Raw genomic sequence first — 21,183 nt, forward strand, 5'->3', positions numbered from 1 at the left:
CATTTGCACGGCATTTTGCGGTCGCTCGCGGTGAATTAGGGGAAGCGCTTGAAGCAGCGGTCCTGATCGCCGAGCACACCGACCCGAAACGCGTCGATCCGCGAGAAGCCCGATGGCACCGATTCGCCGTTGACATCGCTTGCCGCAAGGCCGTTGGTCAAGATGCCCGACACCGCCTCGTCGACGTCACCAGCGGTCAGCGCGATGGTGTTGCCGTCGGGTGTGGTGATGGTCTTCGACATCTTCACGGTGGCCACGCCGGTGAGGCATGCCGTGCGCAGCGCTGCCTCGGCGTTGTCGAGCAGTACGCCGCCGTGTGCGTGCTGCAGCGCCTGCATGTAGCGCGAGACCAGCACCGAGTAGGCGGTGTTGTCGCCGCTCGCAAGCCCGCCGCCGTCGGCATTGTCGGATTGCGTACCCATCGCCTGCAGCTCCTTCAGGTCGACGACGATGGTGTTCGTCGCGGGGCAGAAGGACGCAGGCGGGCTTGGCCTGGCGTCCGGACACTTTTCGGCGTCGGATGTCTTGAAGCTGAGCTTGGGTGGATCGGCGGGCGAGAACACGATGCCCATCGCGTCGATGATCGAGCGCGCCGACTCCTCGGTGACCGGCAACTCGCCGGTCTGGTCCTCCGGCAGCAGCACAGGCAGATCCCCGCGACGCTGGCCGATCTCGCGCATGTCGATCGCCGCACACGCCGAGGGACCGTCGGTGAATCCGAACTGGAAGGCCGACAGTCGCTCGAACGCAGAACCGTGTTCATCGATGCCGGCTTCTGGATCACCTTCTGCCAGAAGGGGATCGCGGAACGCGATCACCGCGGCAAGCACATTGTTCAGTCCGTCGGCGGTGGACAGCGTGAAGCGTGGCGACTTGTCCTCGGCCACCCAGCGCATATACGCGGCCGCAAAGCAGTCGGCCTGTTGTTCGGAGACCAGCGTCGGTGTCTTCTTGGTGGTCAACCCCGCCTGGTGTTGTATCGCGTGGCCGTACTCGTGGGCGAGAACCATCGCGACGCCCATGTCCCCGTTCGCCTTTCGCAGCGACGGCAGCAGCTCGCCGCGGTCCCAGCCGATGGTCTCGTCGTCGAAGCAGAACGCCGCGTTGACGAGTCCATAGGTGTCGTCGCCACAGAACGTGGTGCCCTCGAAACCGTTGGCGTCCCACGAGATCAGCGCCTCGACGGGTTTGAACTGACCGTCGAAGGTATCGCCGTACACCTGGCCCCAGTATTCCTCGATGTCGCTCACGGCGTTCGCGGCCAGCTTGTCCATCTGTCCGTGGTCGGTGCCCTCGACGTCGCGCACGTCCCCGTGCGCGTCGGGCCGCAGCCCGGTCGGGCCGTCGCTGGCGGGCAGCCCAGCCACGTGGAACGGGTCGTCGAACACCGAGACCGCTTTGCCCTGAAGGGTTGTGGTGCACGCGGGTATCAGCAGCGTCGTGCAGGTCGCGATCACGGCAGCAACTACGCGGCGTCGCCTCATGGACGCAGCTTAATGAAAGCTGTCAGCCTGCGCGCAGACGTTCGAGTGCTTCCCGCACCCGACGTGAGTCCGTCGTCGCCCAGAACGGCGGCAGCGACGCGCGCAGGTAGCCGCCGTATCGCGCGGTAGCCATCCGCGAGTCCAGCACCGCGACCACTCCGCGGTCGTCCATGCGGCGCAGCAGGCGCCCCGCGCCCTGCGCCAACAGCAGCGCGGCATGGCTGGCGGCCACGGCCATGAACCCGTTCCCGCCGCGGGCCGCCACGGCGCGCTGTCGCGCGGTCAGCAGTGGGTCGTCGGGCCGGGGAAACGGAATGCGGTCGATGAGCACCAGCGACAGCGACGGGCCGGGCACGTCGACGCCCTGCCACAGCGACAGCGTGCCGAACAGCGACGTCTCGGGATCATCGGCGAACCGCTGCACCAATGCCGACGTGGTGTCCTCGCCCTGGCACAACACGGGCGTCTTCAGCCGCTCGCGCATGATCTCGGCGGCGGCCTTCGCGGCGCGCATCGACGAGAACAGGCCAAGCGTGCGCCCTCCCGCCGCGGTGATGAGCGCCTGGATCTCTTCGAGTTGCTCGGCGGAGCCGGTGCCGTCGCGACCGGGCGGGGGAAGATGCGCGGCGACGTAGAGGATGCCCGACTTCGCGTGCTCGAACGGCGAGCCGACGTCGAGGCCGCGCCACTTGGCCGCGTCTTCACCGGCCAGCCCCCACGCCGAAGCCATCGCCTCGAAGTTGCCGCCGATGGTCAGTGTCGCAGATGTGAGCACGGCGGTCGTGTGCTCAAAGAGTCTGGCGCGCAACAATCCTGCGACCGACAACGGCGCAACCCGCAGCACCGCGCGAATGGTGCCGCGGTTGTCCTCATGGTCCAGCCACACCACATCCGTTCGGTCGGGGATCGCCGGGACGAACGACGACAGGATCCGCGTCGCGGTATCGCTGATGTCGGTCAGCGCGGTCACCGCTTCGGCGCGTGCGGAGGCTGCCTGCGGATCGCTCGGTGAGGTGTCGATGGCCGAGCGGGCCTTGCTCGCGGCGTCGCGCAGCGCCGTCAGGTAGGTGGCCATCTCGTCATCGAGGACATCGATGCGCCCCGGGGTGGCGTCATGGATCGCCGACGACAGCACCGCGATCGTCGCCTCGAGGCGTTCCGCGAGCTCGGGGTCGATCAGCCTGCTGACGCGGCGGTGCGCAACGCCGAGCGAGGTGGCCGACAGTTCGCCGGTGGCCACACCGGTGACGCGGTCGGCCAGTTCGTGTGCCTCGTCGACCACCAGCAGATGGTGTTCGGGCAGCACGGCGGCGTCGGTCATCGCGTCGATCGCGAGCAGCGCGTGATTGGTGACGACGACGTCGACGTGGCCGGCCTTGTCCCTGGCGCGTTCGGCGAAGCAGTCGGTGCCGAACGGACAGCGCGCCACGCCGATGCACTCTCGTGCCGAGACGGACACTTGCGACCACGACCTGTCCGGCACGCCCGGCGTGAGCTCGTCGCGGTCACCGGTCTCGGTATCAGACGACCAGGCGATCAGCCGCTGCACATCGCGGCCAAGGGCGCTGGCGGCCATCGGCTCGAACAGCTCCTCCTGCGGCCGATCTTCGGGTTCCGTCGCCGCACCGTTGTGAATCTTGTTCAGGCACAAATAGTTTCCGCGACCCTTCAGCAGCGCGAACTCCGGCCGCCGCGGCAGCGTGTCGGTCAGCGCGTCGGCCAGCCGTGGCAGGTCGCGGTCGACGAGTTGGCGCTGCAGCGCGATGGTCGCGGTCGAAACCACGACCGGCTCCTCGGTCTCGATGGCCCGCGCGATCGCGGGCACCAGGTATGCCAGCGACTTGCCGGTTCCTGTGCCCGCCTGGACGGCCAGGTGCTCGCCGCTTTCGAAAGCGCGCGCGACGGCCTCGGCCATCTCGATCTGGCCGCTGCGCTCGCTGCCGCCCAGCGCGGCGACCGCCTTGCCCAGCAGTTCAGTGACGTGCGACGTGATTGCTCCTAGCTGGCGGGCGGGATCATCCGGGTCGGAATGGCTGGTTCTCCTTTAGACAGTTTGAGGCCGTCCCACGGCAGGCTGTGCAGGCCTTCCTTCACCCGACGCCGGGCCGCGTCGAGCGAAAGGTCGCCGACCGGCTCACCGCCGCGCACGAGGTCGACCGTCAGCGCCCGCCCTGACTCATCCGGCGGGTGGCCAAAGGGGTGGACCATCTCCTCGAGGATGGTGCCCGTGGGTTTGCACGTCCGCAGCGCCTGCTTACGGCCGCCGTGGGATTCCTTGTGGCTGCTGCGCTTCTCGACGGGCATGCCGTCGACCTCGACAAGCTTGTAGACCATGCTGGCCGTCGGAGCGCCCGAGCCGGTGACCACCGAGGTGCCGACGCCGAAGATGTCGGCGGGCTCCGCGCGCAGCGCAGCGATCGAGTACTCGTCGAGGTCACCCGACACCACGATGCGGGTCTTGGTGGCGCCGAGCCCGTCGAGCTGCTCGCGGACTTGGCGGGCCATCACGCCGAGGTCGCCGGAGTCGATGCGCACCGCGCCGAGTTCCGTACCTGCCACCTCAATGGCGTTCGCCACGCCCTGCGTGATGTCGTAGGTGTCGACCAGCAGTGTGGTGCCGACCCCGAGCGCGTCGACCTGCGCCTTGAACGCGGCCTTTTCGTCCGGGCCGCTTTCAGTCGTGTGCAGCAGCGTGAACGCGTGCGCGCTGGTGCCGAGCGCGGGCACACCGTAGCGCCGCTGCGCCTCGAGATTCGACGACGCCGTGAAACCGGCGATGTAGGCGGCGCGCGCCGCGGCGACGGCCGCCTGCTCGTGGGTGCGCCGCGAGCCCATCTCGATCAGCGGGCGCTCCTTGGCCGCGCTGACCATGCGTGCAGCAGCGGACGCGATCGCCGTGTCGTGGTTGAAGATCGACAGCGCCAGCGTCTCCAGTACCACGCATTCGCCGAAGGTGCCGTGCACCGACAGCACGGGAGAACCGGGGAAGTACAGCTCGCCTTCGGCGTAGCCGTCGACGTCGCCGGCGAACCGGTAGTCGGCGAGGTACGCGAGCGTTTCAGGGTCGAGAAACCCCTTCAGTGATGCCAGCGCGGCGTCGTCGAATCTGAAGTGCGCCAACGCTTCCACGAAGCGCGCGGTGCCCGCGACGATGCCGTAGCGCCTGCCCTCGGGCAGCCGGCGGGCGAAGACCTCGAAGGTGGCGCGACGGTGTGCGCTGCCGTCGTGCAGCGCCGCTGCGAGCATGGTGAGCTCGTATTTGTCGGTCAACAACGCTGAAAACGACGAAGCCACACCGCAACGGTATCGGTTTGTTCGCCTCGGTATCCTTACCAACATGGCGACTCCGGCGAAGACCCGACCGGGAACCCGCGAGGAACGCGACGTCAAGAGTGTCGACGCGACCGACTCCCCATGGGTGACGATCGTCTGGGACGACCCCGTCAACCTAATGACATACGTGACGTACGTCTTCCAGAAGCTGTTCGGCTACAGCGAGCCGCACGCAACCAAGCTCATGCTTCAGGTGCACAACGAAGGCAAGGCCGTGGTGTCCGCAGGCAGCCGGGAATCCATGGAGGTCGACGTGTCCAAGCTCCACGCCGCCGGTTTGTGGGCGACCCTGCAGCAGGACCGCTGATCTCGCTGTGCGTAAGTGGAAGCGGGTCGACACCCCCGACGGCCCGCGCTTTCGGTCCGCGCTTGCCGCGCACGAGGCCGGGCTTCTCAACAGCCTGGTGACGTCGATGCTCGGCATGCTCGAGGAGCGTGAATCATCCGCTCCCTCAGATGAACTCGAAGAAATCACGGGCATGAAGACCGGTAATTCGCGGCCGCCGGAAGACGAAACGATGAAGCGGTTGCTGCCCAACTTCTACCGCACGCAGCGAGACCATCCGGCAGGCACAGGCACCGCGGAGAGCCTCAACAGTGCGCTGCGCAGTTTGCATGAGCCGGAAATAATCGACGCGAAACGTCAAGCGGCGCAACGGTTGTTGGACACCTGCCCCCCGGGTGGGGGCAAGTTCGAACTCAACGAGGATGACGCGCACGCCTGGGCGGCCGCCGTCAACGACGTGAGATTGGCGCTCGGCACCATGCTCGACATCGGTCCGAATGGCCCAGATGCGTTGCCCACTGACCATCCGATGGCCGGACACCTCGATGTGTATCAATGGCTGACCGTGCTGCAGGAGTACCTCGTGCTGGGGCTGATGGGCAAGAAATGAGCTCCATCACCGATGTCAGCGGCATCCTCGTCGGCCAGCATCATCGTCTCGACCCCGATGCCTCGATCGGCAGTGGCTGGGCCACCGGCACCACGGTCGTGCTGACACCACCCGGCACGGTCGGCGCGGTCGACGGTCGCGGCGGGGCGCCGGGCACCCGCGAGACCGACCTGCTGGACCCGATGAACTCGGTGTGCCATGTCGACGCGATCGTGTTGAGCGGTGGCAGTGCGTTCGGGCTCGCGGCCGCCGACGGCGTGATGACCTTCTGCGAGGAGCAGGGCCGCGGCGTCGCGATGGAGGCCGGTGTGGTGCCGATCGTGCCCGCAGCGGTGATCTTCGATCTGCCCGTCGGCGGGTGGCAGTGCCGGCCGACCGCTGAGTTCGGCTATGCCGCCGCCCGCAGCGCTGGCACCGAGGTTGCCGTCGGGACCGTGGGCGCGGGCACCGGCGCACGCGTCGGCGTGCTCAAGGGTGGCGTCGGAACCGCCTCGATCCGGCTGGATTCGGGGGTCACGGTCGGCGCGATCGTCGTGGTCAACGCCGCGGGCGACGTGGTCGATACCGATACGGGACTGCCCTGGCTGGCCTATCAGATCGAGGAGTTCGGCCTTGTTTCACCGCCTGCCGAGCAGGTCGCGGCATACGCCGCCAGACGGGCCGAGTTCAGCCCGCTCAACACCACGATCGCGGTGGTGGCCACAGACGCCGCGTTGAGCCCGGCGGGATGCCGGCGAGTGGCGGTCGCGGCGCACAGCGGCCTGTCCCGCACCATCCGCCCATGCCACACCCCACTGGATGGCGATACGGTATTCGCGCTGGCCACCGGTGCCATCGAGATCCCGCCGGACCCGCTGACACCGGCGTCGATGTCGCCCGAGACGCCGCTGATCACCGATGTCGGCTCCGCCGCCGCCGACTGCCTGGCCCGCGCGGTGGTGGTGGGCGTATTGGCCGCCGAGTCGGTCGCCGGAATACCGTCGTACCGGGACATGTTGCCCGGAGCGTTCGAATGAGAGGGAAACAACCGTGTTGGTGATCCGCGCCGACCTGGTCGACGCCATGGTCGCGCATGCGCGCGCCGACCATCCCGACGAGGCGTGCGGGGTGATCGCGGGCCCGCAGGGGGCCGATCGTCCCGAGCGGTTCATCGCGATGCTCAACGCCGAGCGGTCGCCGACGTTCTACCGGTTCGACTCGATGGAGCAACTCAAGGTGTGGCGCTCGATGGACGAGGCCGACGAGGTGCCGGTCGTCATCTATCACTCGCACACCGCCACCGAGGCCTACCCGAGCCGCACCGACATCTCCTATGCGTCCGAGCCCGACGCCCATTACGTGCTGGTGTCGACGCGCGATCCCGACGATCACGAGCTGCGCAGCTATCGCATCGTCGACGGCGTCGTCACCGAAGAACCCGTCAAAATCGTTGAGCAGTACTAGAAAGGTTTGACCCCATGTCTGTAACCGTGTCGATCCCGACCATCCTGCGCACCCATACCGGCGGCGAGAAGCGAGTCTCGGCAACCGGCGCCACGCTGCAGGCGGTCATCAGCGACCTGGAGTCGAACTACTCGGGCATCTCCGAGCGCCTTGTCGATAACGGCAAGCTGCACCGCTTCGTGAACATCTACGTCAACGACGAGGATGTGCGGTTCTCCGGCGGGCTGGACACCGAGATCTCCGACGGCGACTCGGTGACCATCCTGCCCGCCGTCGCAGGCGGCTAGGTTGACGCGCTACGACTCGCTGCTGCAGGCGCTCGGCGACACGCCTCTGGTTGGGCTGCAACGGCTTTCGCCGAAGTGGAATGACCAACCGCATGTGCGGTTGTGGGCCAAGCTCGAGGACCGCAACCCGACCGGGTCCATCAAGGATCGGTCCGCGCTGCGGATGATCGAGGACGCCGAGCGCAGCGGGGTGCTGTCACCCGGTGCGACGATCCTGGAGCCGACGAGCGGCAACACCGGCATCTCGCTCGCGATGGCCGCGCTGCTCAAGGGCTATCAGATGATCTGCGTGATGCCGGAGAACACGTCGATCGAGCGTCGTCAACTGCTCGAACTCTACGGCGCCAAAATCATCTACTCCCCGGCCGAGGGCGGGTCGAACACCGCGGTTGCACACGCGAAAGAGCTTGCGGCCCAGAATCCTTCGTGGGTGATGCTGTACCAGTACGGCAACGAATCCAACACGCTGGCCCATTACGAGGGCACCGGGCCCGAGCTGCTGGCCGACCTGCCCGAGATCACCCATTTCGTTGCGGGCCTCGGGACCACCGGCACGTTGATGGGGACAGGGCGGTATCTGCGCGAGCAGGTGCCCGGCGTGCAGATCGTCGCCGCCGAACCCCGTTACGGCGAGGGTGTTTACGCGCTGCGAAACATCGACGAGGGTTTCATCCCCGAGTTGTACGACCCCGACGTGCTGACCACCCGCTACTCCGTCGGGTCCTACGACGCGGTCAAGCGCACGCGTGAACTGGTTCAGGTCGAAGGCATCTTCGCCGGAATCTCCACCGGTGCCGTGCTGCATGCCGCCCTCGGGATGGCCGCCAAGGCGGTCAAGGCCGGTGAACGCGCTGATATCGCGTTCGTCGTGGCCGACGCCGGCTGGAAGTACCTGTCGACCGGTGCGTACGCCGGTAGCCTGGATGATGCCGAGGACGCATTGGAAGGGCAGCTATGGGCGTAGGCCCGGGATACACGCCGACTCAGCCGCAGCCGAAGAAACGGCCGGCCTGGCTCGTTGGCGGGGTCACGATCGTCACCTTTGTCGCGCTGCTGTGGATCATCGAGCTGTTCGATTCACTGTCGAACCATCGCCTGGACGACAACGGCATCCGGCCGCTGGAGAGCGACGGCCTCCTCGGAATCCTCTTCGCGCCGCTACTGCATTCGAACTGGGATCACTTGATCGCCAACACCATTCCGGCGCTGATCCTCGGCTTCCTGATGACACTCGCGGGGATGTCCCGCTTCGTCTACGCGACCGTGATCATTTGGATCCTCGGCGGTTTCGGCACGTGGCTGATCGGCAACATCGGCGCACATTGCCCATACGTCGGGGTCCAATGCGAAACCAACCACATCGGGGCGTCGGGCCTGATCTTCGGCTGGCTGGCGTTCCTGATCGTGTTCGGCTTCTTCACCCGCAAGGTGTGGGAGATCGTGGTCGGCGTCATCGTGCTGCTCGTCTACGGCAGCGTGCTGCTCGGCGTGCTGCCCGGCACACCAGGGGTGTCATGGCAGGGCCACTTCTGCGGAGCGGTTGCCGGCGTGCTCGCCGCGTATCTGCTGTCCGGCCCCGAACGTAAGTCGCGCGAGCAACGCAAGCGCAAAGCGGCCAACCCATATCTGACGTCGTGAGCGCACAGTTGGCGCCCGTCGGGATATTCGATTCCGGCGTCGGCGGCCTCACCGTTGCGCGCGCGATCATCGACCAGTTGCCCGACGAGGACATCATCTACGTCGGCGACACCGCGAACGGCCCGTACGGCCCGCTGACCATTCCGGAGATCCGTGCGCACGCGCTGGCGATCGGCGACGACCTCGTCGCGCGGGGCGTCAAGGCTCTGGTGATCGCGTGCAACACCGCGTCCTCGGCGATGCTGCGCGATGCGCGCGAACGGTATGCGCCCGTCCCTGTGGTCGAGGTGATCCTGCCTGCCGTCCGACGGGCCGTGGCCGCGACGCGAAACGGCCGCATCGGAGTGATCGGAACCGAGGCGACGATCGCGTCCCGTGCGTATCAGGACGCGTTCGCAGCGGCCCGCGACACCGAGGTGATGGGCGTGGCGTGCCCGCGGTTCGTCGACTTCGTCGAGCGCGGGGTGACCAGCGGACGGCAGGTGCTGGGCCTGGCGGAGGGGTACCTGGAGCCGCTGCAGCGCGCCGAGGTCGACACGTTGGTGCTTGGCTGCACGCACTACCCGATGCTGTCCGGGCTGATCCAATTGGCGATGGGCGATCAGGTCACGCTGGTGTCCAGTGCGGAAGAGACTGCCAAGGACTTGCTGAGAGTGCTCACCGAGCTTGATTTGCTGCGCCCGCATGACGCGCCGCAGGCACGCCGGCTGTTCGAGTCCACCGGTGATCCTGAGGCCTTCACCACACTTGCGGCGAGATTCCTCGGTCCGACGCTGGATGGCGTTCGGCCTGTTCAGCGTCACGTTGCGGCCCAAAGATGATTTGTGTCGCGTAAACGGGCGATGTTTTCGTCAAGCGGATAGCGGGCATGGCAAGCTAGTGAGCGTGCGAATCACCGTACTCGGTTGCTCCGGCAGTGTTGTCGGGCCAGATTCGCCAGCCTCGGGGTACCTTCTGACCGCCCCTGACACCCCGCCTATGGTGATCGATTTCGGTGGTGGTGTGCTCGGCGCCCTGCAGCGCCACGCCGATCCCAACGCGGTGCACGTATTGCTGTCGCACCTGCATGCCGACCACTGCCTGGACCTGCCCGGCCTTTTCGTTTGGCGGCGGTATCACCCGACGCCCGCCGCCGAGCGCGGCCTGATGTACGGCCCGGCCAACACGTGGGCTCGGCTGGGTGCGGCGTCCTCGCCCGAGGGCGGCGAGATCGACGACTTCTCAGACATCTTCGACATCCGGCATTGGGTCGACAACGAAGCGGTGCAGATCGGCTCGCTTTCGATCGTGCCCAAGTTGGTGTGCCATCCGACGGAGTCCTACGGACTGCGCATCAGTGACCCCTCTGGCGCGACGCTCGTTTACAGCGGCGACACCGGCTATTGCGATCAGCTGATCGACCTGGCTCGCGACGCCGATGTGTTCCTGTGCGAGGCGTCGTGGACGCACGATGCGTCGCGCCCGCCGAAGTTGCATCTGTCGGGCACCGAGGCGGGCCGCGCCGCCAAGCAGGCCGGCGTCCGCGAGCTGTTGCTGACCCACATTCCACCGTGGACATCGCGCGAGGACGTCATCAGCGAGGCGAAGGCGGAGTTCGACGGGCCCGTGCACGCGGTGGTGTGCAACGAGGCGTTCGACGTCACTCGCTCCTGATTGCCGTCGGGGCGACCGGTTAGGGTTGGCCCGTGTCCAGACGAGAAGACGGCCGACTCGACGACGAGCTTCGTCCGGTCCGCATCACCCGTGGTTTCACCTCGCACCCCGCCGGATCGGTTTTGGTGGAGTTCGGTCAGACCAGGGTGATGTGCACGGCGAGCGTGACCGAGGGCGTGCCGCGCTGGCGTAAGGGCTCCGGCCTTGGCTGGTTGACGGCCGAGTACGCGATGCTGCCCGCGGCCACCCACGAGCGCTCGGACCGGGAGTCGGTCAAGGGCCGCGTCGGCGGGCGCACGCAGGAGATCAGCCGGCTGGTCGGCCGGTCGTTGCGGGCGTGCATCGACCTGGCGGCGCTCGGCGAGAACACGATCGCACTCGACTGCGACGTATTGCAGGCCGACGGTGGCACCCGAACCGCGGCGATCACCGGTGCATACGTAGCGCTGGCCGATGCGGTGACGTACCTGGGCGCGGCGGGCCGACTGTCGGATCCGCGGCCGCTGTCGTGCGCGATCGCCGCTGTGAGTGTCGGCGTCGTCGACGGGCGCGTCCGGGTGGACCTGCCGTACTCCGAGGACTCGCGGGCCGAGGTCGACATGAACGTCGTCGCGACGGACACCGGCACGCTGGTCGAGATCCAGGGCACAGGCGAGGGCGCGACGTTCCCGCGCACGACCCTGGACAAGATGCTCGACGCGGCCATGGTGGCGTGTGAGCAGTTGTTCGCGATTCAGCGCGAGGCGTTGGAGTTGCCGTATCCCGGTGTGTTGCCCGAGTCTGCAGAGCCGACGAAGAAGGCGTTCGGAAGCTGACCGAACTCCTGGTTGCCAGCCGCAACCACAAGAAGCTGGCCGAACTGCGACGCGTGCTCGACAGCGCCGGAGTCGCGCTGACGCTCCTGTCGTTGGAGGACGTCGCGCCGTTCGACGAGGCTCCCGAGACGGGTGCGACGTTCGAGGAGAACGCATTGGCCAAGGCGCGCGACGCGTTCCGCGCTTCGGGGCTGCCGTCGGTCGCAGACGATTCGGGGCTGGAAGTCGATGCGTTGAACGGGATGCCCGGCGTGTTGTCGGCGCGGTGGTCGGGGCGGCACGGCGATGACGCAGCCAACACCGCACTGCTACTGGCCCAGCTGGCCGACGTGCCGGACTCCCGGCGAGGAGCGGCGTTCGTATCGGCGTGCGCGTTGGTGTCCGAGTCGCGGGAGCTCGTGGTGCGCGGGCGGTGGCCGGGCGACATTGCGCGCGAGCCACGCGGCGCGAATGGCTTCGGCTACGACCCGGTTTTCCTGCCGCAGGGCTGGTATCGCACCGCGGCGGAACTCAGTGCCGAGGAGAAGGACTCGGTGTCACACCGGGGCCGCGCACTGTCGGCATTGCTTCCGGCGCTGCGACAGTTGGCGTCCGGCTGACGGTGTACCGGTGCAGCATCCATGCTGCCGGAATCGTCAGGGTCAGCGTCGCGGCAACAAGACCTGGCAGTGAGCCGGTGAACAACGGCCACCGCAATACCAGATATGTTGTCACCGCCATGATCGGCACGTGCAACAGGAAGATCTCGTAGGAGATCTCGCCCAGCCAGACCATCGGCCGCGTGCTCAGAAGCTTTGTGTACCAACCCGACTCGTTGAGTGCTATCGGTGCCACCACGAGCGTCGCGATGGCGGCGTATGCCAGCGCCTTGACTACCGGAGCAGATGCGGTGTCCGTCGTCGAGACGGCCAGGTAGAGAACGACCGCCAGGCTGATCGCGGCGTTGGCTCTGCAGCGGGCACCGGCGACTTCGAGAACGGCCAACGCCATGCCGCCCACGAACCATGCGAGGTGGGCGGGCAGCCACATCCCGGCGGAGTTCGGCAGGAATTCGGCGTCGGTGACCAGGAGCCAGAGCGGTGTGATCGCGGCGAGCGCCGCGAGGGCGGCCAGGGTGCGCCACGGTCGCCAACCGCAGCGCAGCAGCAGGTAGGCAAGACCGGGGAGCACCGCGTAGAAGGAAACCTCCACGGCCAGGCTCCACGTCTGCGACAGGCCCGTGTGCAACAGCGTGATGAGGTAGTCGTCGGTGTAGATCTGCGTGAACGTGAGATAACGCAGCAAGCCGTACCACGTCTGTCCCGGGTTGGGACCGGGAGTGAAAACGGTGTACAGCGCGAAGACCGTCAACACTGTCAGCACGTAGCCGGGCAGGATGCGGCGGAACCGGTGCCGCGCGTATCGGGTCAGGTCGGGTGGCGCTGAGCCTGCCGCTGCCGCGCGCACCCATGGCCGGAACAACAGGAACCCGGTGAGGACGAAGAAGATCGCGACGCCGACTTCGAGGTGGGCATAGACGGCTCCGACGTAGCCGTGGGTGAGCTTGCCGGTTGCGAAGGCGGCGTGAGTGCCGACGACGAGCAGCGCCGCGACGGCGCGCAGGCCCGTCAGAGCGGGAACACGGGATGGGGAAGTGGCCGCTGTCACACCGCTCGTCGGGGTGCGGTTACAGCACACCCCGGGGTTGGCTGACACTGCATCGAGTGTACCGATGCGGTGTCGGTGCCTTTAGAACCCGAACTGCGACTTGATGTTTCGTGTCTGAATGTTTTCGACGATGATGCCGACAAGCGGGATGGTGCCTGCCAGCAGCACTCCGATGGTCTTGGCGATCGGCCAGCGCACCTTGACCGCGAGATTCGCGGTGGCGATCAGATAGATGAAGTACACCCAGCCGTGCACGACGCCGATCCAGGTCGGGGGATTGTCGACTTTGACCACGTAGCGGATGTAGATCTCGTAGCACAAGGCGATGAGCCAAACGCCGGTTGTCCAGGCCATGACGCGGTATGCCAACAGCGCCTTGCGGATTGACTCGACCGTGGTCGGCGTGGGGGCTTCGGTCATGGTGTCTTTCTTTCCTTGTCTTTGTCGGCGAGCTCGGCAAGGTAGGCGTTGTACTCGTGGAGGGTGGGGTCGTTGTCGTCGGAAGGCGTTGCGGCCTTGGGTCTTTCGGGCAGGAGTCCGGATGGGATCTCGGTCACGGTGTCGTGCTTTCGCGGCTCGGGTGGCGCGTCCTCGTAGCGGACGAACTTGTAATAGGCATAAAAGCAGAACCCGGCGAACAGCGGCCATTGCAGGGCGTAGCCGAGGTTTTGAAATGTGCCAGAGGCCGACTCGAAGCGGGTCCACTGCCACCAAGCCAGGGCCAGGCAACCAGCGGCGGCGACGACGACCAACGCGATCAGCGCTGGTCTCCTACGCCGTGTAGTGGACACCGTTCAACGGTACCGCGCTACTCTTGGGACGCTCACGCGCGAGTGGCGGAATTGGCAGACGCCCGGGTTTTAGGTACCCGTGTCTTCGGACGTGGGGGTTCGAGTCCCCCCTCGCGCACCATCTCTGGAGATGTGTTCTTCCAGGAGCTGTCAACAATTGATGACAATCCGCGGACGGCATATGCCTAGGGAGACCGGTCAGCCCGCCTTCCGGACTGGATATCCGTTCTGCTCCGCCAAAGACCGCAATTGCTTCAGCGCGAACCGCCGTCCACGTCCCGCCGGGGGGATGAGGACGCCCGCCCACACCCCCTGCGCGCCCGGCGTCTCACACGCGTCCTGAGCGCACTGCCAGCGTCGTGGACATGCCCGGCACAACTCCTTGGCGCCCTCGTCGGCGACCGTCGTCCATCGGTCTGGATCGCGCGCACACAAGACGTCTAGCACCGAGTCTGCCTTCCAAAGTCGCACCTAAACGGACAATATGCCTATATTGTATTGGCGATACAGCCATATTGTCGACCGCGCCGAATGAGCGGGCATATCACATAGGTGTATGAATGAACTCTGTGTTGTCGGAGCTTGGCGGGGTTACCGCGGAGGATCGCTCGAGTATCGAGCGCATCCGCAACGCGGCGCTGAAAACCTTCGGTACCTACGGGACCTCGTCGACGTCCTTGCGCACCGTCGCCGAAGCCGCAGGGGTTTCCGTCGGCCTGGTCCAGCACCACTTCATCAACAAGGCCGGCCTCATCCAAGCGGTCGACGACCACGTTATGGGGGTCGTCATATCGACCATCTCCCAACCGATTCCACCGCCGCCGGCCGACTCGATCGCCGAGATGGGCAGCCGCGTCACCCGAATCGTCGCCGATCATCCGGAGATCGCAGACTACGTCGGCCGCGCGCTCATCGACGGCAGCCCACTGGGTGCGGCGATCTTCGACACCCTCACGGCGTTCGGCATCGCCCGGTGGAACCAACGAGCCGAGCGGGGCGAAACGCGTCCCGAAGTCGACGTGACGTGGGGCGCTCTCAACTCGCTTGTGCTCGCGCTGGGCACCATGATCATGCGCGGCCATATCGAGCGGCAGCTTCCCGAGCCGCTCACCGCACCGACTCAACTAGAACGTTGGCAGCAGTCGGTCAACATGTTGTTGCGCGACGGGCTTTTTCGGCCCCTCAGCTGACGGCAACCTCTTCCGCGTCGTCAGCCTGGGCGCGAAAGCATGCGATGCTGGCGCCGAAGCTGACCAGGGCCACCGCCCCCGCGACGGCTGCCGTCGCCACATGTGATGCCCCCCAGCTCGCCAGACAGACCGCAACCGCGATCACCGCGATGACGTTCAGAAACAGCCCGGTTGTCGCGATGGCCTCGGCCATCCCCTCCTCGCTCATGGCGCAGAGATTGCCCGCTACGGCCTCTGTTGAAACCCAACCCTTTTCCGGTACGTGGTCGGTGTCTCCCCGCAGAACTGCGTGAATGCGCGCGTGAATGCGCTCAGGCTCTCGAAGCCGACGGCCGACGACGTCTCCTGCACCGACTGCCCCGGCCCTGCCAGCAGGGCCATCGCTCGCAGCATCCGGGCATGCAAAAGGTATGTCCGCCACGACAATCCGAGAGTGTCCTGAAATAGGCGCCGCAATGTCCGTTCCGACACCGACACCGCGCGCCCGACGTCGGCCGCCGTCACCGAATCCAGATGTTCCTTCGTGTACGCCATAGCCGCCGCCACGATCGGGTTGTCTGATGTCGGCAGGCTCAGCGGCGCCTCATGATCGAGTGCCTCGACGACCAAGTTCGCCAGCGTCCGGAAGAAGGCGTCGGAAACCGCGTCGCCCTGCGGGCGGTCGATCGGCCACCGCAGGCCGTAGATCATCATTTCCCGGATCAAGGGTGACACCGCGAGGATGCGGGCGCGGTCTCCGCCATCGCCGACCAACTCGCGGTCGAACATCACCGCGACCGTTCGGACATCCGGGTTCATCGTGGCCTGGTGCTCAAGTCCGGCCGGAATCCACGCCGCCTGCTGCGGTGGCAGCAGATAGTGCGCCGACGCCGTCTCGACCTCGACGACCCCGCCGATCGCGTACTCGATCTGATGCACCTCGTGCGAGTGCCAACCGGTGATCAGCGCGTCGCCCTCGTAGAGGTAACTGCCGCCAAGGGCCCGCCCGCCGCGGCGCAACTCGATGACCCGGCGGGTGGGGTGGTGGGAAAGGTCGAGCCCACTGGCCGATTCGGCTAAAACCTTGTCCGAAAGCGCAGAGACGGTCACACCGCTAGACGGTACTACTTGAAGCTATGCAGACCGACGACCTGATCCTGGTGAGCATCGACGACCACGTGGTGGAACCGCCCGACATGTTCCTCAACCACGTGCCTGCCAAGTACAAGGCCGAGGCGCCGGTCGTCGTCACCGACGACAAGGGCGTCGATCAATGGATGTATCAGGGCCGACCCCAAGGCGTCAGCGGCCTCAATGCCGTCGTGTCGTGGCCTCCGGAGGAGTGGGGTCGTGACCCCGCCGGCTTCGCCGAGATGCGGCCCGGTGTGTACGACGTCCACGAGCGCGTTCGCGATATGAACCGCAACGGCATCCTCGCCTCGATGTGCTTCCCGACCTTCACCGGTTTCTCCGCCCGGCACCTCAACATGCACCGCGAGGAGGTCACGCTGGTGATGGTGTCGGCTTACAACGACTGGCACATCGACGAATGGGCGGGCAGCTACCCGGATCGCTTCATTCCGATCGCCGTGCTGCCGACGTGGAATCCCGAAGCGATGTGCGCCGAGATCCGCCGCGTCGCCGCCAAGGGCTGCCGCGCTGTCACGATGCCGGAACTGCCGCACCTGGAAGGCCTTCCGAGCTACCACGACGACGAGTACTGGGGCCCGGTGTTCCGGACATTGTCGGAAGAGAACGTGGTGATGTGTCTGCACATCGGCACCGGATTCGGGGCGATCAGCATGGCGCCCAACGCCCCGATCGACAACATGATCATTCTCGCGACCCAGATTTCGGCGATGTGTGCGCAGGATCTGTTGTGGGGCCCCGCAATGCGCAGCTATCCCGATTTGAAGTTCGCGTTCTCCGAGGGCGGCATCGGCTGGATCCCGTTCTATCTGGACCGCAGCGACCGGCACTACACCAACCAGAAGTGGCTGCGTCGCGACTTCGGCGACAAGCTGCCCAGCGACGTGTTCCGGGAGCACTCGCTGGCCTGCTATGTCACCGACAAGACGTCGCTGAAGCTGCGCCACGAGATCGGCATCGACATCATCGCGTGGGAGTGCGACTACCCGCACTCCGACTGCTTCTGGCCCGACGCGCCCGAGCAGGTGCTGGCCGAACTCAACGCCGCCGGCGCAGACGACAACGACATCGACAAGATCACGTGGCAGAACGCCTGCCGGTTCTTCAGTTGGGATCCGTTCGCGCGCACGCCGCGCGAGGAGGCGAACGTCGCAGCGTTGCGCGCCAAAGGCGCCGACGTGGACGTGTCGATCCGGCCGCGCAAGGAGTGGGCTCGGCTGTACGAGCAGAAGCAGCTCGCCAAGGCCTAGACCCGCATTTGCGGATCAAAGTAGGTCTTATGAACGCATTCGCGGATAAGATGCCGCCGTGGCATTCATTCGTGTGCGCGAGGCGGCCGAACTGTTGGGTGTCAGCGACGACACCGTGCGGCGCTGGATTGACGAAGGCAGTCTGACGGCGACACTCGACGAATCAGGCCGCAAGGTCATCGCCGGTGACGTGCTGGCCAAGTTCGCGAGCGCGAACGCGGCTGCGGCGCCGAAGGATCCACTGACCATCGCCAGCTCTGCGCGCAACCGCTTCGCCGGACTGGTCACCAGGGTGATCGCCGACAAAGTGATGGCTCAGGTCGAAATGCAGTGCGGGCCTTTCACCGTCGTCTCGCTGATGAGCGCGGACGCGGTTCGCGAATTGGGACTCGAGCCGGGCAGCGTCGCCGTCGCCGTCGTCAAGGCCACCACCGTGATCGTCGAAACCACCGGAGGGCAATCTTGAGGCGACTGGCGACTGCGGCGCTGACACTACTTCTGATCAGCGGCTGCACCTCCACCGAACAGCCTGCGGCCTCGAACACAAAGATCGTCGTGTTCGCCGCGGCCTCCCTGAAGACGACCTTCACTGATCTCGGCGAGCGGTTCAAGAGCGAAAACCCCGGCAGCTCAGTGGAATTCTCGTTCGCGGGCTCGTCGGATCTGGTCACCCAGCTGACGCAGGGCGCACAGGCCGACGTGTTCGCCTCGGCCGACACCAAGAACATGGACAAGGCAGCACAGGCGGGTCTGCTGACAGACAACCCGGTCAACTTCGCCTCCAACACGCTCACCATTGCCGTCGCACCCGGCAACCCGAAGAAGATCACCTCGTTCAAAGACCTGACGCGGCAAGGACTCAACGTGGTGGTGTGCGCGCCGCAGGTGCCGTGTGGGTCGGCGACTCAGAAGGTGGAACAGTCCACCGGAGTCAAGCTGAACCCCGTGAGCGAGGAGTCGGCCGTCACCGATGTGCTGAACAAGGTGGAAACCGGGCAGGCCGATGCCGGTCTCGTGTACGTCACCGACGCCAAAGGCGCGGGAGACAAGGTCGCCGAGGTGCCCTTTCCCGAGGCCGCAGGCACCGTCAACATTTATCCGATCGCGGTGCTGAAACAATCCAGGAGCCAGGAACTGGCGCGCAAGTTCGTCGACCTCGTCACGGGTGAGGCGGGCCAAAAGACCCTCACCGCAGCGGGATTCACCAAACCCTAGATCATGTCTTTTTCGGTGAGCCATCGCATGATCGGCCAACCGAGGAACACCGGCAGCCAGCAGGTCAGCACGCGGTAGAGCAGCACCGACGGCACCGCGATGGCGGTGGGCACGCTGAACGCGGCAAGACCGCCGATCAACGCCGCCTCTACGGCGCCGACGCCACCGGGAGTGGGCGCCGCCGACGCGAGTGTGCCACCGACCATCGTCACGACTGTCACCGTGACAAACGATGTGGTGCCGCCGAACGCCTCGATGCTGGCCCACAACGTCAGGGCCATGCCGAGAGTGGTTGCAGCACAACCCAACACGATGATCGCGAGGCGCTTGGGCTCGCGCGCCAACTCCGCGAGGTCGACGAGCACCTCCGCCAGGCGCGGCCGCACCGCCGTCGCCAACCATCGTCGCAGCTTCGGCACGAACAGAAAGGTGCCGACGAGTCCGAGCAGCACGCCTGCGATCAGATACAACACCGTGGTGGACGGGACGAAGTGCCTCAGATCGGCCGAGGCTCCCGCAACGGCGCTGAAGAAGATCAGCAGCGCGACGTGGGTGATGACCTGCACGCTCTGTTGCAGTGCGACGGCCGCGGTCGCACGCAGCGCGCCGAGACCGCCTTTCTGCAGAAACCGCGTGGACAACGCCAGGCCTCCGACGCCGGCAGGTGTGGTGGTCGCTGCGAACGTGTTGGCCACCTGCATGATGGTGAGGTTCTTGAAGCTGACCAGCCCGTCGGCGCAGGCCCACAAGGCCGCTGCCGCACCGACATACGTCGTCGCCGAAACCGCGAGGCCCAGCAGCGCCCACCACCAGTTCGCTGTCTTCAGCGCGGAGACGAACGCGGGCACCGTGCTGATGAACGGGTAGGCGACGTACACCAGCGCGACGAGCAAGACCAGCCGGACGACCTGACTGCGGGTAAACCTCGTGATGGTCTCGGACTTGATCTGATCGGCCCCGGTCTGACGCTTCACCTCGTCACGCGCGGCCGACATCACCGCGCCTACATCGCCAACCGACTTGCGGACGCGACTTGGCATGGCGGACTTGGTCAGTCGTCGCGACGCCCTCAACACGGGGCCCTTGCCGAAGACGTCGACGGCCGCGGTGACCGCGGGCTCAGCGCCGTACAAGTCGGTCGTCGTCACGAGCAACTGGGCGACATCTGCCTGTAGCTGTTCGTCCGTCGCGCCGAATTCGGCGCTGCCGAATCCGCCGAAGCGCGCGGTGCCGCCGTCGATCCTGATCTCCTTACCGCGAAGGTCGCCGTGGGAGATCTGGCAGTTGTGCAGGGTGCGAAGCGATTCCCACACCCGCGTGACCGCGTCGTTGTCGTCGCGGCAATCGGTGATCGGGGTACCCGATGGCGGAGTGTGTGCGTACAGCGTCCAACCGCGGTCGAGCGGCGCCATCGCCAGTGTCGACGTGCTCGCGACGCCCAGATCGCCGATCGCGATGGCCATCAACGCGCGATGCTCGACCGCGCGCCGCATGGAGGGCTGCAGTGGCGCCGTCTCGCGGTTGCGCAACCGCAGCCAACGCCAGAACTGGCGGATGAACCCGCCGCTGCGCTGATTTGGGCCATACATCTCGACGACGGCCACCGCGTCGGGCTCGTCGGACTTGGCGGACAGCAGCAACGGTCCACGGCCGGCGGGGCGCACCACGGTCAGCGTCGACGGCAAGAAGTCGCGCCGGGCCAGCGCGCGCACCGCGCCGTCGAGCGGCACTTCGAGTGCGGGCGTCCCGACCACAAGCACCACCAATGCGCCGACGAACCAACCGACCGCCAGACCGAGCAGCGACCGTGCCGGCACCACCGCGCTGACCACGAGGTGAATCGGCACAAAGGCGAGCAGCAGCGCCCACCACCACCGCCGCCACCGGGCGGGCAGCCACGGCCCGGAAACCGTCAGCACGGCGGCCAGCATCGCGATCCATCGCGGGTCGTCGAGGAACTGCGAAAGGAGCGTGTCCAACCGGTCAGACAAGTCGAAATGCCATCGCGGCGCGGAGATGCCGTTGCCGGTGATCGACAGTGAAATGAACGCCAGGAACGCCGCGGCGGCATACGCGGCAAGCAGCTTCCACTGCCGAGAGACGATCAACCCGATCAGGATCGCGAACGGCAGCGCCAGGATCGCAAGGCCGTACACCAGATACACCAGATTCGACTGGGTGGGTGTCAGCACGCCGACGATCTCGGAGATGGACTTCTCGAGCGTCACCCATTCGTAGCGGGTGATCAGCGAGCTTGTGACGACGGCAGCCAGGAACACCGTTGCAAGGGCCAGTCGCAGGATGTCGTTCGTACGCCGGGTGAGCGGTTGCAGCAAGCTGCCCGAAACGGTGATGTCCCGCCCGTCGACCCGCATGTCCCAGCATCTTTGCATGTCGGCGGCGCGCCGGTGTT

General features: G+C 66.3%; 25 protein-coding genes and 1 tRNA gene. 16 read left to right on the top strand and 10 right to left on the bottom strand.

Going from position 1 to position 21,183, the window contains the following annotated elements; all coding sequences use genetic code 11:
* Positions 1 to 35: 35 nt before the first annotated feature.
* From J3E61_RS25180 to J3E61_RS25190, 3 genes are read right to left on the bottom strand one after another with little or no spacing between them, the layout of a single operon-like run.
* On the bottom strand, positions 36 to 1,484 hold the full coding sequence (locus tag J3E61_RS25180) for a neutral zinc metallopeptidase (RefSeq protein ID WP_210085702.1): 1,449 nt from the start codon (positions 1,482 to 1,484) through the stop codon (positions 36 to 38).
* Between the two features lie 22 nt (positions 1,485 to 1,506).
* Positions 1,507 to 3,477 (bottom strand): ATP-dependent DNA helicase, encoded by a 1,971-nt coding sequence (locus J3E61_RS25185; RefSeq protein ID WP_210086684.1) that lies wholly within the window; start codon positions 3,475 to 3,477, stop codon positions 1,507 to 1,509.
* A 5-nt stretch (positions 3,478 to 3,482) separates the two neighbouring features.
* Positions 3,483 to 4,823 carry a nicotinate phosphoribosyltransferase gene (locus J3E61_RS25190; RefSeq protein WP_210085703.1) on the bottom strand — a complete coding sequence of 447 codons (1,341 nt, stop codon included), beginning with the start codon at positions 4,821 to 4,823 and terminating at the stop codon, positions 3,483 to 3,485.
* On the opposite strand from J3E61_RS25190, the gene clpS reads away from it, so the two are divergent.
* From clpS to rdgB, 11 genes are read left to right on the top strand one after another with little or no spacing between them, the layout of a single operon-like run.
* Positions 4,822 to 5,124, top strand: coding sequence for an ATP-dependent Clp protease adapter ClpS (gene clpS, locus J3E61_RS25195; RefSeq protein ID WP_192723771.1), 303 nt, complete (start codon positions 4,822 to 4,824; stop codon positions 5,122 to 5,124). The genes J3E61_RS25190 and clpS overlap by 2 nt on opposite strands.
* Positions 5,125 to 5,131: 7 nt before the next feature.
* Entirely contained in the window at positions 5,132 to 5,713 is a 582-nt protein-coding gene (locus tag J3E61_RS25200) for a DUF2017 family protein (protein ID WP_192723770.1), read from the top strand.
* Complete coding sequence (locus J3E61_RS25205) at positions 5,710 to 6,729, top strand: P1 family peptidase (RefSeq protein ID WP_210085704.1); 1,020 nt, start codon at positions 5,710 to 5,712, stop codon at positions 6,727 to 6,729. Before J3E61_RS25200 ends, J3E61_RS25205 begins: the two co-directional genes overlap by 4 nt.
* A gap of 13 nt (positions 6,730 to 6,742) precedes the next feature.
* Positions 6,743 to 7,156: a M67 family metallopeptidase gene (locus J3E61_RS25210; protein ID WP_210085705.1), complete on the top strand. Its 414-nt coding sequence runs from the start codon at positions 6,743 to 6,745 to the stop codon at positions 7,154 to 7,156.
* Positions 7,157 to 7,170: 14 nt separating this feature from the next.
* Positions 7,171 to 7,443, top strand: a complete 273-nt coding sequence (locus tag J3E61_RS25215; protein ID WP_192723767.1) for a MoaD family protein — start codon at positions 7,171 to 7,173, stop codon at positions 7,441 to 7,443.
* Between the two features lies 1 nt (position 7,444).
* The gene (locus tag J3E61_RS25220) at positions 7,445 to 8,407 is read left to right on the top strand and encodes a cysteine synthase (RefSeq protein WP_210085706.1); all 963 of its coding nucleotides are present in this window, start codon (positions 7,445 to 7,447) and stop codon (positions 8,405 to 8,407) included.
* Complete coding sequence (locus tag J3E61_RS25225; RefSeq protein WP_210085707.1) at positions 8,398 to 9,081, top strand: rhomboid family intramembrane serine protease; 684 nt, start codon at positions 8,398 to 8,400, stop codon at positions 9,079 to 9,081. The genes J3E61_RS25220 and J3E61_RS25225 overlap by 10 nt, the downstream gene beginning before the upstream one ends.
* Positions 9,078 to 9,902, top strand: a complete 825-nt coding sequence (locus J3E61_RS25230) for a glutamate racemase (RefSeq protein WP_210085708.1) — start codon at positions 9,078 to 9,080, stop codon at positions 9,900 to 9,902. Before J3E61_RS25225 ends, J3E61_RS25230 begins: the two co-directional genes overlap by 4 nt.
* A gap of 58 nt (positions 9,903 to 9,960) precedes the next feature.
* Positions 9,961 to 10,734, top strand: a complete 774-nt coding sequence (locus J3E61_RS25235) for an MBL fold metallo-hydrolase (RefSeq protein ID WP_192723763.1) — start codon at positions 9,961 to 9,963, stop codon at positions 10,732 to 10,734.
* A gap of 32 nt (positions 10,735 to 10,766) precedes the next feature.
* Complete coding sequence (gene rph, locus J3E61_RS25240) at positions 10,767 to 11,549, top strand: ribonuclease PH (protein WP_192723762.1); 783 nt, start codon at positions 10,767 to 10,769, stop codon at positions 11,547 to 11,549.
* Positions 11,546 to 12,148 carry an RdgB/HAM1 family non-canonical purine NTP pyrophosphatase gene (gene rdgB, locus J3E61_RS25245; RefSeq protein WP_210086685.1) on the top strand — a complete coding sequence of 201 codons (603 nt, stop codon included), beginning with the start codon at positions 11,546 to 11,548 and terminating at the stop codon, positions 12,146 to 12,148. Before rph ends, rdgB begins: the two co-directional genes overlap by 4 nt.
* Here the strand turns inward: rdgB and J3E61_RS25250 are convergent.
* Genes J3E61_RS25250 through J3E61_RS25260 form a run of 3 tightly spaced genes read right to left on the bottom strand, consistent with a single transcriptional unit; the run spans position 12,060 to position 13,987 of the window.
* Positions 12,060 to 13,226, bottom strand: a complete 1,167-nt coding sequence (locus J3E61_RS25250; RefSeq protein WP_210086686.1) for an acyltransferase — start codon at positions 13,224 to 13,226, stop codon at positions 12,060 to 12,062. The genes rdgB and J3E61_RS25250 overlap by 89 nt on opposite strands.
* 51 nt (positions 13,227 to 13,277) lie before the next feature.
* On the bottom strand, positions 13,278 to 13,616 hold the full coding sequence (locus J3E61_RS25255) for a DUF3817 domain-containing protein (protein ID WP_192723761.1): 339 nt from the start codon (positions 13,614 to 13,616) through the stop codon (positions 13,278 to 13,280).
* A complete protein-coding gene (locus J3E61_RS25260; RefSeq protein ID WP_210085709.1) occupies positions 13,613 to 13,987 on the bottom strand; it encodes a hypothetical protein in 375 nt (124 codons plus the stop codon). Before J3E61_RS25260 ends, J3E61_RS25255 begins: the two co-directional genes overlap by 4 nt.
* A 36-nt stretch (positions 13,988 to 14,023) precedes the next feature.
* Here J3E61_RS25260 and J3E61_RS25265 point away from each other — a divergent pair.
* Positions 14,024 to 14,108: transfer RNA gene (locus tag J3E61_RS25265), tRNA-Leu, on the top strand.
* A 77-nt stretch (positions 14,109 to 14,185) separates the two neighbouring features.
* Here J3E61_RS25265 and J3E61_RS25270 read toward each other — a convergent pair.
* On the bottom strand, positions 14,186 to 14,458 hold the full coding sequence (locus tag J3E61_RS25270) for a WhiB family transcriptional regulator (protein WP_210085710.1): 273 nt from the start codon (positions 14,456 to 14,458) through the stop codon (positions 14,186 to 14,188).
* Between the two features lie 89 nt (positions 14,459 to 14,547).
* On the opposite strand from J3E61_RS25270, the gene J3E61_RS25275 reads away from it, so the two are divergent.
* Positions 14,548 to 15,177, top strand: coding sequence for a TetR family transcriptional regulator (locus J3E61_RS25275; RefSeq protein WP_192723758.1), 630 nt, complete (start codon positions 14,548 to 14,550; stop codon positions 15,175 to 15,177).
* Here J3E61_RS25275 and J3E61_RS25280 read toward each other — a convergent pair.
* On the bottom strand, positions 15,170 to 15,385 hold the full coding sequence (locus J3E61_RS25280; RefSeq protein ID WP_192723757.1) for a hypothetical protein: 216 nt from the start codon (positions 15,383 to 15,385) through the stop codon (positions 15,170 to 15,172). The genes J3E61_RS25275 and J3E61_RS25280 overlap by 8 nt on opposite strands.
* A gap of 17 nt (positions 15,386 to 15,402) precedes the next feature.
* Positions 15,403 to 16,266, bottom strand: a complete 864-nt coding sequence (locus J3E61_RS25285) for a helix-turn-helix transcriptional regulator (protein ID WP_210085711.1) — start codon at positions 16,264 to 16,266, stop codon at positions 15,403 to 15,405.
* 26 nt (positions 16,267 to 16,292) lie between these two features.
* Here J3E61_RS25285 and J3E61_RS25290 point away from each other — a divergent pair, with 26 nt between their 5' ends.
* Genes J3E61_RS25290 through modA form a run of 3 tightly spaced genes read left to right on the top strand, consistent with a single transcriptional unit; the run spans position 16,293 to position 18,770 of the window.
* Complete coding sequence (locus J3E61_RS25290; RefSeq protein ID WP_192723755.1) at positions 16,293 to 17,555, top strand: amidohydrolase family protein; 1,263 nt, start codon at positions 16,293 to 16,295, stop codon at positions 17,553 to 17,555.
* A 58-nt stretch (positions 17,556 to 17,613) separates the two neighbouring features.
* Positions 17,614 to 18,021, top strand: a complete 408-nt coding sequence (locus tag J3E61_RS25295; protein WP_210085712.1) for a TOBE domain-containing protein — start codon at positions 17,614 to 17,616, stop codon at positions 18,019 to 18,021.
* Complete coding sequence (gene modA / locus J3E61_RS25300) at positions 18,018 to 18,770, top strand: molybdate ABC transporter substrate-binding protein (RefSeq protein ID WP_210085713.1); 753 nt, start codon at positions 18,018 to 18,020, stop codon at positions 18,768 to 18,770. Before J3E61_RS25295 ends, modA begins: the two co-directional genes overlap by 4 nt.
* Here the strand turns inward: modA and J3E61_RS25305 are convergent.
* Positions 18,767 to 21,145: a flippase-like domain-containing protein gene (locus J3E61_RS25305; RefSeq protein WP_210085714.1), complete on the bottom strand. Its 2,379-nt coding sequence runs from the start codon at positions 21,143 to 21,145 to the stop codon at positions 18,767 to 18,769. The genes modA and J3E61_RS25305 overlap by 4 nt on opposite strands.
* Positions 21,146 to 21,183: the final 38 nt, after the last annotated feature.

This window comes from Mycobacterium sp. OAE908 (assembly GCF_017872775.1).
Lineage (GTDB): Bacteria > Actinomycetota > Actinomycetes > Mycobacteriales > Mycobacteriaceae > Mycobacterium.